Source organism: Aurantimonas marianensis (genome assembly GCF_024195285.1).
In the GTDB taxonomy this organism is placed as follows: Bacteria; Pseudomonadota; Alphaproteobacteria; order Rhizobiales; family Rhizobiaceae; genus Aurantimonas; species Aurantimonas marianensis.
In genome coordinates this window covers 1-10,895 of record NZ_JALHBS010000072.1, presented here as the reverse complement: position 1 = coordinate 10,895, position 10,895 = coordinate 1, and the positions used below count along the sequence as shown (strand labels likewise).

The following is a 10,895-nucleotide window of genomic DNA, read 5'->3' as shown; positions in this document are numbered from 1 at the left end:
TCGCCGTGGCCCAATTGCAACAGACGAACAAGCCGGCGGAAGCCCTGAAGCGTCTCGCGCAGGTCATGCTGGTGGCGCCCGGAACCCTGCTGGAGGAGGCCGCGCTTCGTATGGGCGTTCTGCTCGCTGAGGAGACCGGGGATCAGGAAACGGCGGACCGCTACGCTCGGCAATATTTCGATCGCTTTTCCGCCTCGGCCTACGCGGGTAATTTTCGTGCTCGCTTCGCCGCAGTCTATGCCGCCCGTCCGGCGGAAACGGGGGATGCGGTCATCGCGACGATCGCGGATGCGACGGCAACGATTCCGCGTTTGGAACAACTCGGCATCTATCTGGCCGTCGGGCGGCGGGCCTTGGTGGGCGGCAATTTGACGCTGGCGGCCAAGGCGGCGGCAAAGGCGCTGACATATGACGAAGCCAGGGAGGGCGAGCGCCAACGGGCGCTGCTTTACGAAATCGCGTCGACATTGACGCAACGCGACTTCGCCGAGGTGACGGCAACGCTGGAGGCGATCGATCCAGACGCGTTGCACCCGGCGGATCGCGAGCTTCGCAACGCCGCTATGGATGTGCTGAACGAGATGCGCAAACCTTTGGTCGCCGGCGTCGTTGGCACCGAGGCTCCGCAGGAGACCGACACCCTCTCGCCGATCCTGGCGCGGGGCGCGGCCATCCTTGAGGCTGTACGCGACGATCTGAAAAAGGCTGCACCATGACCGGACCGATCCCAGCCCACACCGATGCACAATCGCTGACTGCGCCAAGATCCGCCAACAGGGGAGCAGGAAGTCAGACGGCGTCCGGGGAGAGCTTCGAGTCGGCGGTGGACGCCGCGGGAAAAAAGGGACGCGACGCGGACGTCCGGCGCGACGGTTCCTCGGAGGTTGCGGGCAAGGACGGCCAGGAATCCGAGACCAGCGTGAAGAGACCTTACGACCTGGGTCAGACAGGATACGATCCGGATATCGCATCCCTCCTGACCGAGATCGACCAGACCAAGCGAGCCGGTGCCGGCTCCGAACCTTTAGCCGCCGACCAGCCCAGAGCCGAACGCGCTTTGGCGCTGACGCCCCTTGTGATTCGTCATGCTTTGCTGAGCAGCGCCGACGCCGGATCAGCCCAGGCTCAGGCGATTCCCGACAGTTCCCGGGCGATGACGGTCCTGGACCGACCAAATCCTCTAGCGAGAGCCTTCGCGGTTCCGCAGCAGGCCGAAGTGGCAATAAAGGCGCTCGGTGGGGCGGTGGATGGCCGCCCGACCCCGACGCGGGTCGACCTTGTTTCCATGCGCACCGACTTTCAACCGGCTGATACTGTCGCACTCGACGGGCAGGTGCGCTCGGTGGATACGACGCTAGCGGCGTCCGGTTTCGGGCGTTTTCTGGCCTCTGCCGGTGGCCAGGGTGACATGAAGCGCGCTGACGGGGCCAAGGCTTCCACCGAGGCTTCCAGCGAAACGTCCGGCGAGGCTTCCAGCGAGGCTGACAGCCAGGATGACGGCGTTGAGATACGACGGCGCGGTGCATCCGGCGCGGAATTGGGCGAAAGAAACGCGCTGATCGCCGGAAGAAGCGACAGGAATTCATCGGATGGCAAGATGGCCAACGTCAACCGGCCTTCGGCTGTCGAGGATCAGAAGTTCGATACGACGGTCACCGTCGATCCGGCGGCAGGCGGACGACCCGCCCGTCAGGTCGCATCCGCCGTCACCAGCGCCTTGGCTGATATTCGGCCGACTCCCGGAACCGTCGGGGACGATGGACGGCTGCATCTGCGCGCTGGCGGCGCTGCGTTGAAGACGATTCAGATTCAGTTGCAACCGGAGCAGCTCGGCAAGCTTGACGTTACGATGCGGCTGGTGGACGGCCAATTGGCGGTCCATCTGGTGGCGAGCGAGGCCGAGACGGCGCTTCGCCTGAAGGACGACGCCGAGGGATTGAAGACGCTGCTTTCCAAGGCGGGCTTCGCGGTCGACGATGCGGCGATCAGCATCGCGGTTCGCGATCCGGCGACGCAGCGCTCGCCGTCGGCATCGCCGTCCGCTCATGCTGGAACTGGCAATGAGGGCCGTGCGGGCGATGGCATGGCGGAAGACGGGGCCGGGCGGTTCGAACATCGCCAATCCTCGCGCGAGAGACACGAGGGCGACCGGGAGCAGGGCCAGGCGTCAGCGACACCAGCCGGCCCGCCGGCGGGCCGGCGGAATATCGATCCCTCGACCTATATCTGATCCTGAAGACCACGCCCGCATCGATCTCCGTGTGAGGTGGCGATCCGCGGTCGAGGATGTAGCGGAAATTTCTACGGTAGGCGGCGATAGGTGGCTGGCCAAGTATCGGATTTAGCAGGATTTTATCGCGAACCGCGACCGTTAAGGTTTTGTTTACGAAAAAAATTCGTGAGTCGGATTCGATACTTAGGCGAAATTCCACTTCGATGGTTAACGGACTACTAAATTTGAGGATAGGCGCAAGACTCGGGTCAGGTTAGGTCTTTGTTCATAGACATAATGTCGAGGCCGGAGGGTAATATGATCGTTGTAGTCGACAATCGTGAGCTTGTTACGAGTGGCTACCAGTCCTTGTTTGGACGCGAGGGCGTTTCGGCGGCCGGTTTCCATGCTGATGAATTTCGCGAGTGGGTCGAGACCGCGCCGGAATCGGATATTTCTGGCGTCGAGGCCTTCCTTCTCGGAGACTTTGACGAACGCAAATTCTGCCCGCGCCTGATCCGCTCTCGTTCCAAGGCGCCGATGATCGCGCTGTCAGAAAGCCGCAATCTCGACGGGACGCTCGACCTGTTTGCGGCGGGGGTCGACGATGTTGTCGCCAAGCCGGTTCATGTGCGGGAAATTCTGGCCCGGGTCGGCGCCATTCGTCGCCGCGAGAGCGCCGAGGATACGGGCACCGTGGTCGGCGAGATCGCCGTCTACCAGGATGGGCGAGACGCCGACGTTGCCGGTAAGCCCATGGCGTTGCCGCGTCGCGAGCGCCGCATCCTCGAATATCTGGTCGCCAACCGCGGCCGCCGCGTTTCCAAGCAGCAACTGTTCAGTGCGATCTACGGCATCTTTGACGAGAACGTCGAGGAGAACGTCATCGAGAGCCATATTTCCAAGCTCCGCAAGAAGCTGAAAATGCGCCTTGGTTATGACCCTGTTTCGTCGAAGCGCTATCTCGGCTACGGGATTGGGGTTGAGTAGGGTCCAATTGGTTTCCAAAGTATTAACGCAATACGGGCTTCGTCAATATATTTGGCGAAGCCTTTTCTTTTCGATAGTTATTTAAAAACAAGCTTCGCAATCAGGCCGACGCAAGCTTCGCTTCCTATTCATGACGGCAAGTCGAGGATGTGGAGTAGCGGACGATGAGCATAAACGGCGTCTTCAGAACGAGCGTGTCGGGGATGAACGCACAGGCCAACCGCCTGTCGGTAGTATCGGAGAACATCGCCAACGCCAGCACCAACGGCTACAAGCGCAGCACCACCGAATTCTCGTCGCTCGTACTCGCCCAGGGTGATGGCGAGTACAATTCGGGTGCTGTCCGTACCCAGGTCCGTCAGATGATCAGTCAGCAGGGCAGCATCTCGGCGAGTTCGTCGGCAAGCGACCTGGCAATCCAAGGCAACGGCTTCTTCGTCGTCGCCGATGCGTCCGGTCGAGACTATTACACTCGCGCGGGCGGCTTCGTACAACGCAGCGAAGCGGGAACCGGCAAGACCTTTTTAGTGAACGCGGCGGGATATCGCCTGACCGGAACGTCCGTTGAGACCGGCAAGATCGGGCCGATAGAGCTGCCGGTGGGCAAGTTGATCCCGCCGTCCGCCACGACGATGGCAGATTTCTCGCTCCAGTTTCCAACGAGCGTTACCGCGATCGACACCCTGACCGAAACGCCCGCTTCCAATAATACCGCCGGGGACGTTTTCACCAAGAAGACGTCGCTCGTGGTTTACAATCAGGTTGGTCAGGAGCGGGTTCTGGACGTCTATCTGACCAAGATTCAGGACGCTCCTCCCGCCGCCAATAGTTCCTGGGACATTGCGGTTTACGACCGCGCGCAGTCGACGGACGGCGGGTTCCCTTACACCGCGACGGCTCCCGAGACGCTCGTCCAACTCGCGACGACCGTGGACTTCGACTTCGCCACGGGACTTCCTGTTGCCCCTTTGGGGAATATGCCGCTGACATTGGCGGACGGAAAGGTCGTTGACGTCAGCTTCAGTTCGATGACGGAATATGTCACTGAATTTGGTGCCCGATTGAGCACCGACGGCAACCCCGCCGGAACCATCAGCGAATTCTCGTTTTCATCGGATGGCATGCTCAGCGGCATTATGAGCAATGGTACCCGCATCCCGCTCTACGAACTGAGTCTGGCCCGGTTCACCAGCCCGGACCAGCTCGTGGCTTCGGCCGGTAACGTTTACAGCGCCACAGCGGATTCTGGCGATGTGGAGTTGGGAACCGCGGGGCGAAATGGCTTCGGCGGCCTTTTGTCGAGCGCCCTCGAGCAGTCGAACGTCGATCTGGCATCCGAACTCACCAGCATGATCGAGTCCCAGCGCAGTTACAGCGCCAACTCGAAGGTCTTCCAGACAGGCGCCGAGATTCTCGACGTACTCGTCAATCTGAAGCGCTGAGCCGCATTCGGCCGGCGTCCGCCAAGGACTTTTCCACGACATGTCGCTTCTCACCGCATTCTCGAACGCGCGCGCTTCCTTGGGCAGCGTCTCGGCGCAATCAGCGCTTGTTTCCCGCAATATTACCAACGCCGACAATCCATCGGCAACGCGGAAATACGCCAATCTCAGCACCAGCCGGCAGGGCGGTATTCAGATCCTTTCGGTCGCGCAATCCCGCGACCAGGCGCTTTTTCGGTCGTTGATCACCTCGAAGTCGACGCTCGGCGCGGTCGACGTAACCGCCAATGCGCTTAATCGCGTTCGGGAAGTGATCGGGGATGTCGATGCACCCGATTCCCCGGCGGCATCGCTCGTCGGGCTTCAGAACGCCTTGTCGCAACTCGCCGTCACGCCGGAAAGTCCGCCTTCCGCCCAGGCCGCGGTGTCCGCCGCGAAAGACATGGCCAGCAGCCTCAACCGTGCGAGTTCGGCGGCGCAGGACATGCGCAAGGATGCCGATACGCAGCTGACCCAGGCGGCGGAGGCCATGAGCAAGCTTCTTGCCGAGCTCGAAACCGTCAACAATCGTGTGACGGTCGGCACGGCAACCAATGCCGACATCACCGATTTCGTGGATCGTCGGGACCAGATCGTCTCCGAATTGTCGAGCTATGTCGGCCTCAACGTGCAGGTGCGAGGTGGGAACGACCTTGTCCTGACCACCGACTCCGGCATCACCTTGTTCGAAACGACGGCGCGCCTGATCGAGTTCAAGCCGACGCCGGCCTACAGCGCGACCATCAGCGGCGGCGCGTTCAAGATTGACGGCGTCAGCGTCTTCGGCCCATCGGCGCCGATGCCGATCAGGAGCGGTAGCGTCTTCGGCCTGTTGCAGCTGCGCGACGAAACCGCAGTCACGTTGCAGGGGCAACTCGACGCGTTGGCATTCGCGCTGGTCGACAGTTTTGCCGAGACGGAGCAGAACCCCGCTCCGCCGCCGGCCCTCCCGGACACAAATCGTTATGCTGGGTTGTTCACCGCCAAGGGAATGACAACCGTGCCGGGTTCGTCGGCGGCGACCGTCGGCCTTGCCGGAATGATCCAGGTCGCGGCCGGCGTGGATAATGCGGTCGGCGGCGATCCGATGCGCCTCAGAGACGGCGGCATTTCTCACGCCGACCAGGTCGACGAGGCGCGCTTCGTCTACAATTTGAAGGACGCCGGTGGCTTTACCTCCCGGATCAACGAACTCGTCGCGAATTTTTCGACGTCGCGAAGCTTCGACGTCACGCTCGGAGCTGGCGGGACGGGGACGCTGGGCGACTACGCCGCCGCCTCGATGGGATGGCTGGAGAGCCGGCGATCCGAAGCGACAACGGACGTCGATTACGGCAAGGTGCTTCTCGGCCAGACCCGGGAAGCGTTGTCGAACCGCACCGGCGTGAATCTCGATGAGGAAATGACCCGGCTTCTCGACCTCGAACGCTCATATCAGGCGTCGAGCAAGTTGCTCTCCACCGTCGGCCAGATGATCGACGCCCTCCTTGCGATCGCCTGATCGGAGAACCCGATGTCGAATTTTCTCGTATCCAGCTTTTCGCTCTCGACAGCGCCGCGTACGGCTATTTCCAATATTCAGGCCGACCTTCAGATCGCACAGAAGGAGGTCACGACGGGTCGCTTCGCCGACGTGGGGCTGGCCCTTGGGGTTCGTACCAACCAGGCGATCTCGCTGCGCGCCGAATTCGAGAGCACGAACCGCTTGCGCGAAGCCAACGGGCTGATCAGTCAGCGCTTCGACGTCATGCAGACGGCGATGACGTCAATGGCCGCTACGGCCGACGCGTTCATGACTTCGTTGATCGGCAACGGCACCAGTACGCCCGGCGTTTCCGCCACGGTGCAGCAAGCGGCCGCGGGGCTCCAGCAGCTGATGGCGGCGTTGAACAGCTCGACCGGATCACGCTTCCTGTTCTCGGGTGCGGCCACCGAGAAGCCGCCCATTGCCTTTCAGGCGGTCGGGGGCGGCAGCGCCCGTACCTACGAGGCCAACTCGACCGCGAAGGAGGCGACCGCCGACGCATTCCTGGCGAAGTTCGGATTCAGTCAGAGTGATCCGGCGGTGGAAACGATCAGTGCCGCGGATCTGGGCGATTTCATCGACACCGAGTTCGAAGATCTGTTCGCGCTTGCTCCGACCGCCGGCTTGGGTTGGGCCAACTGGTCGAACGCCGACGGCACGCCTGTTTACAACGTCATCAATGGCGAAAGCCAGATCAACGTCAGCTATGCGGCCGATGCCGCGGCGTTTCGCAACATCACCAAAGCTTACGTGATGCTGGGCGACCTTGGTGCTCTCGAGATGAACGAGGAAGCGCGTCAGCTTCTCACAAGCCGGGCGGTCGAAAGTCTGAGCCTGGGATTATCCCAGTTGACCACGATGCAGAGCGAGATCGGCGCCAGCCAGGCTCGCCTGGATCGGGCCGACGAGTCGCTGAAAAGCCGCAGCACGGTTTTGAACATGTCGATCACCTCGATCGAGGAGGTCGATCCATACGAGGCATCGACGCGGGTGACCAACTTGATGAACTTGCTGGAGACTTCCTATGCGCTGACTGCGCGGATCTCGCGCCTCAGCATCTTGAATTACCTGTAGGCACGGGGGCGGGCGTCCGGCTCCGATATCCGGGTGCAGTAGAAAATTTGGCGGGGCGGAATTTGCCGGCGCGCCGATTGCAACAAAAGACAGACCGCAAGACCCGGCTCGGCGCGAATGCGTCATCCGGGTGGGCAGCAAGGGGTAGGAATGTATCAGTTCTCTTATGCGGAAGTGGCTCAGGACGTCGAAGTCGATGCCCGTGATCGCGAGCGCCAGGCGCTTGATCATTCGATCGCGCTGCTCAAGTCCGCCGAAGCCAACGGCCCGCGCTCGCGCGATGCCATCGAGGCGATCTATACGACGCGGAGCCTGTGGGCGATCCTGGTGGAGGATCTTGCGAGCGCCGAGAACGGGTTGCCGGAAGCGCTCCGCGCCGAACTGATCTCGATCGGTCTGTGGATCATGCGCGAAGCGGAAGACATCCGGATCGGCAAGTCCCAGAATTTCAAGGGCATCATCGAGATCACGACGCTGATCCGCAACGGGCTGAACTAGGGATGGCGACGCTTCGCATCACGCTACGGGCCGGCGAACGCATCTTCGTCAACGGCGCCGTCCTCAAGGTCGATCGCAAGACCACGCTGGAGTTCCTCAACGACGTCACGTTTCTTCTAGAGAGCCACGTAATGCAGGCCGAACAGGCCACGACGCCGCTGCGTCAGCTGTATTTCATCGTCCAGATGATGCTGATGGACCCGAACAGTGCCGACGCCGCCCGCCAGCTGTTCAGCAAGACCCTCGGGACCATGCTCGGAACCTATCGAAACAGTGATGTCGTCGACGGCCTCGCCGATATTCAGGGCCTGGTCGAGCGGGAACGTTGTTTCGAGGCGTTGAAGCGTCTGCGCACGCTCATCCCGATCGAGGACGGTATCCTGCGGGGGACCACGCCATCGCGTGGACCGGCCGCAACCAAGACACCCGAACTGCGGCTCGCCGCGGGAGGCTTTTGATGAGTATCGGCGCCGTCACCTCGGCCACGCCGGCATCCGCCAGCGCGAGTCTTGCCACCGCGACCAGCAAGAACGGTCTGGATTACGACGCGTTCCTGAAGCTCCTGGTTGCGGAGATGTCGAATCAGGACCCGCTCAATCCGACGGATTCCACCGAATACATCGCCCAGTTCGCCAGTTTCTCCAATGTCGAACAGTCGATCCAGACGAACAAGAAGCTCGATTCGCTGATGATGGTGTCGGCCCTGACGCAGGCGAATTCGCTGATCGGACGGACCGCGACGTCGGCCGACGGGTCGCTCTCGGGCACGGTCGCCGCTGTGCGGGTGGTCGAAGGCGGCGTCGAGGCTTTGCTCGAGGATGGCCGGACATTGCCCCTCGCTCCCGGCCTGACGGTGGAGTAGACCCGATGAACAAAGCTGACGCTCTCGACATCGTCCAATCCGCCGTCTGGACCATCGTCACGGCCTCGGGCCCGGCGGTGGCTGCCGCCATGGGCGTCGGAGTGGTGATCGCCTTGTTCCAGGCTCTCACCCAGATCCAGGAAGTGACGCTGACCTTCGTCCCCAAGATCCTGGCGATCTTCGTCGTGATCGCGCTCACCGCTTCCTTTACCGGAGCGCAGGTCTACGCATTCACGCAAGAATCCTATTCCCGTATCGAGAACGGCTTCAACTGAGCAATCCGCCGGCTGGGCTCGCCCCAGGCGCGGAAGCCAGCCTTGAGCAATCTTCGTCTGCGACGAACGGACGGCCGGGGAACGGTGGAAAGCGGTCGTCACGATCGCGATGCATCTCCCGGCTGAACGCTTGCCGTAGAGAGTAGCGCCATGGCCGTCGACACGCTGGACCCCGTATCCGCCGAAACCAAGGGCGGCCGCGATATCGGTTTCGCGATCGCGGTGGTCTTCGTCCTCACCGTCCTCTTCGTCCCTATTCCGGCTTTCCTCATCGATATGGGCCTGGCGCTGTCGATCGCCCTGTCGGTCCTGATTCTGATGGTCTCGCTCTGGATTCACAAGCCGCTCGAATTTTCCGCCTTCCCGACCGTCCTGCTGCTGGCCACCATGCTGCGCCTGTCGCTCAACATCGCGACCACGCGCGTTATTCTGTCGCAGGGCCACGAGGGGGTGAACGCGGCGGGCCATGTGATCGGCGGGTTTTCGCAGTTCGTGATGGGCGGCGATTTCTTCATCGGCATCGTCGTCTTCGTCATTCTGATCACCGTCAATTTCCTTGTCATCACCAAGGGCGCGTCACGTATCGCGGAGGTCGGCGCGCGCTTTACCCTTGACGCGATCCCCGGCAAGCAGATGGCGATCGATGCGGATCTGTCGTCGGGTCTGATCGATGACAAGCAGGCGCATTCGCGCCGCAAGGAGCTCGAGGAGGAGAGCGCCTTCTTCGGCTCCATGGACGGCGCGTCGAAATTCGTGCGCGGCGATGCCATCGCGGGTCTCATCATCACCGCCGTCAATATTTTCGGCGGAATGATCATCGGCATCAGCCGCCACGGCATGGATGCGGCCAGCGCCGCCGAAGTCTTCACCAAACTGTCGGTGGGCGACGGGCTGGTTTCGCAGATTCCCGCGCTCATCGTATCGCTTGCCGCGGGTCTTCTCGTGTCCAAGGGCGGAACGCGCGGTGCCGCTCAGACCGCCGTTGTCGGCCAGCTCGGATTTTACCCGCGGGCTCTAGCGGTCTCGGCCATGTTGATGGCCTTGCTCGGCATCATGCCGGGCTTGCCATTCCTGCCATTCATGTTTCTGGCCACACTGCTCGCACTGGTCGCCTATCTCGTTCCGAAGCGCCGCAAGGAGGTGATCCGCAAGGCGCATGCGGACCGCGCTCAGGAGCAGGAAGTGGCCCGGGAGGCGGAACGCACCTCGGTGAAGGAGTCGCTGAAGATCGTCGAGATCGAACTCGTGCTCGGCAAGCAGACGTCCGCGCATCTCATGCTGCAACGGGATGAACTGGCCCACCGGGTCCAGAAGATGCGCCGGCGTTTCGCCGGGCGTTACGGCTTCGTCGTGCCGGAAATCAAACTGTCCGACGATCTTGCCATCGATGCGAAGTCCTATGAGATCAAGGTTCACGGAACCACGGTCGCTTCGCAGCAATTGCGGCTCGGCGAACATATGGTGGTTCTCGGCGATGCGTCGGTGCCGGACGTGCCCCACGATCTGACCAAGGAGCCCGCATTCGGCATGCGCGCCGCCTGGGTGCCGGAGAGTTTTTCCGCCGAGGTCCGTCGCCAGGGGTTCGAGCCGATCGACACGCTGTCGATCATGTTGACGCATTTGTCGGAGACGATCCGCAACAACCTCGCCCAGCTTCTGTCCTACAAGGACATGCGCTCCCTGCTCGACCGTCTGGAGCCGGAGTACAAGCGGTTGATCGAGGAGATCATTCCCTCGCACATGTCGTATTCCGGCCTGCAGGCCGTCATGAAGCTGCTGCTGGCGGAGCGGGTGTCGATCCGCAACCTGAGCCTCATTCTGGAGGCGATCGCCGAGATCGCGCCGCATGTGCGCCGTTCCGAGCAGATCGTCGAGCACGTCCGCATGCGCATGGCGCAGCAGATTTGCGGCGACCTTCTGCACGATGGCAAGCTTGGCGTCCTTCGACTGGGCAATCAGTGGGACCTCGCCTTCCATC

The 10,895-nt window shown here is 62.0% G+C and carries 10 protein-coding genes and 1 pseudogene; all 11 read left to right on the top strand.

Going from position 1 to position 10,895, the window contains the following annotated elements:
- Positions 1-716 (top strand): annotated as a pseudogene (locus tag MJ956_RS12435) (hypothetical protein); the annotation flags it as partial.
- Positions 713-2,230, top strand: a complete 1,518-nt coding sequence (fliK, locus tag MJ956_RS12430; RefSeq protein ID WP_253964773.1) for a flagellar hook-length control protein FliK — start codon at positions 713-715, stop codon at positions 2,228-2,230. The pseudogene MJ956_RS12435 and the gene fliK, both read left to right, overlap by 4 nt.
- Before the next feature lie 300 nt (positions 2,231-2,530).
- On the top strand, positions 2,531-3,202 hold the full coding sequence (locus tag MJ956_RS12425; protein WP_253964772.1) for a response regulator transcription factor: 672 nt from the start codon (positions 2,531-2,533) through the stop codon (positions 3,200-3,202).
- Positions 3,203-3,366: 164 nt separating this feature from the next.
- Positions 3,367-4,644: a flagellar hook protein FlgE gene (locus tag MJ956_RS12420; protein ID WP_253964771.1), complete on the top strand. Its 1,278-nt coding sequence runs from the start codon at positions 3,367-3,369 to the stop codon at positions 4,642-4,644.
- Positions 4,645-4,684: 40 nt separating this feature from the next.
- Positions 4,685-6,184: a flagellar hook-associated protein FlgK gene (gene flgK / locus MJ956_RS12415; RefSeq protein ID WP_253964770.1), complete on the top strand. Its 1,500-nt coding sequence runs from the start codon at positions 4,685-4,687 to the stop codon at positions 6,182-6,184.
- 12 nt (positions 6,185-6,196) lie between these two features.
- The gene (locus MJ956_RS12410; protein WP_253964769.1) at positions 6,197-7,282 is read left to right on the top strand and encodes a flagellar hook-associated family protein; all 1,086 of its coding nucleotides are present in this window, start codon (positions 6,197-6,199) and stop codon (positions 7,280-7,282) included.
- Positions 7,283-7,432: 150 nt separating this feature from the next.
- Positions 7,433-7,780: a flagellar biosynthesis regulator FlaF gene (flaF, locus tag MJ956_RS12405; RefSeq protein ID WP_253964768.1), complete on the top strand. Its 348-nt coding sequence runs from the start codon at positions 7,433-7,435 to the stop codon at positions 7,778-7,780.
- A gap of 2 nt (positions 7,781-7,782) precedes the next feature.
- Positions 7,783-8,238: a flagellar biosynthesis repressor FlbT gene (gene flbT / locus MJ956_RS12400; RefSeq protein ID WP_253964767.1), complete on the top strand. Its 456-nt coding sequence runs from the start codon at positions 7,783-7,785 to the stop codon at positions 8,236-8,238.
- Positions 8,238-8,642 (top strand): flagellar hook assembly protein FlgD, encoded by a 405-nt coding sequence (gene flgD, locus MJ956_RS12395; RefSeq protein ID WP_253964766.1) that lies wholly within the window; start codon positions 8,238-8,240, stop codon positions 8,640-8,642. The genes flbT and flgD overlap by 1 nt, the downstream gene beginning before the upstream one ends.
- 5 nt (positions 8,643-8,647) lie before the next feature.
- Positions 8,648-8,917 carry a flagellar biosynthesis protein FliQ gene (fliQ, locus tag MJ956_RS12390; protein ID WP_206455293.1) on the top strand — a complete coding sequence of 90 codons (270 nt, stop codon included), beginning with the start codon at positions 8,648-8,650 and terminating at the stop codon, positions 8,915-8,917.
- A 150-nt stretch (positions 8,918-9,067) separates the two neighbouring features.
- Positions 9,068-10,895, top strand: a 1,828-nt coding sequence (gene flhA / locus MJ956_RS12385) for a flagellar biosynthesis protein FlhA (RefSeq protein WP_253964765.1), incomplete at its 3' end; no start/stop codon positions are given.

Excerpts from the sequence above, each read along its gene's own strand:
- fliK (WP_253964773.1), top strand. The coding sequence starts at position 713 with ATGACCGGACCGATCCCAGCCCACACCGATGCACAATCGCTGACTGCG.
- MJ956_RS12425 (WP_253964772.1), top strand. The coding sequence starts at position 2,531 with ATGATCGTTGTAGTCGACAATCGTGAGCTTGTTACGAGTGGCTACCAG.
- MJ956_RS12420 (WP_253964771.1), top strand. The coding sequence starts at position 3,367 with ATGAGCATAAACGGCGTCTTCAGAACGAGCGTGTCGGGGATGAACGCA.
- flgK (WP_253964770.1), top strand. The coding sequence starts at position 4,685 with ATGTCGCTTCTCACCGCATTCTCGAACGCGCGCGCTTCCTTGGGCAGC.
- MJ956_RS12410 (WP_253964769.1), top strand. The coding sequence starts at position 6,197 with ATGTCGAATTTTCTCGTATCCAGCTTTTCGCTCTCGACAGCGCCGCGT.
- flaF (WP_253964768.1), top strand. The coding sequence starts at position 7,433 with ATGTATCAGTTCTCTTATGCGGAAGTGGCTCAGGACGTCGAAGTCGAT.
- flbT (WP_253964767.1), top strand. The coding sequence starts at position 7,783 with ATGGCGACGCTTCGCATCACGCTACGGGCCGGCGAACGCATCTTCGTC.
- flgD (WP_253964766.1), top strand. The coding sequence starts at position 8,238 with ATGAGTATCGGCGCCGTCACCTCGGCCACGCCGGCATCCGCCAGCGCG.
- fliQ (WP_206455293.1), top strand. The coding sequence starts at position 8,648 with ATGAACAAAGCTGACGCTCTCGACATCGTCCAATCCGCCGTCTGGACC.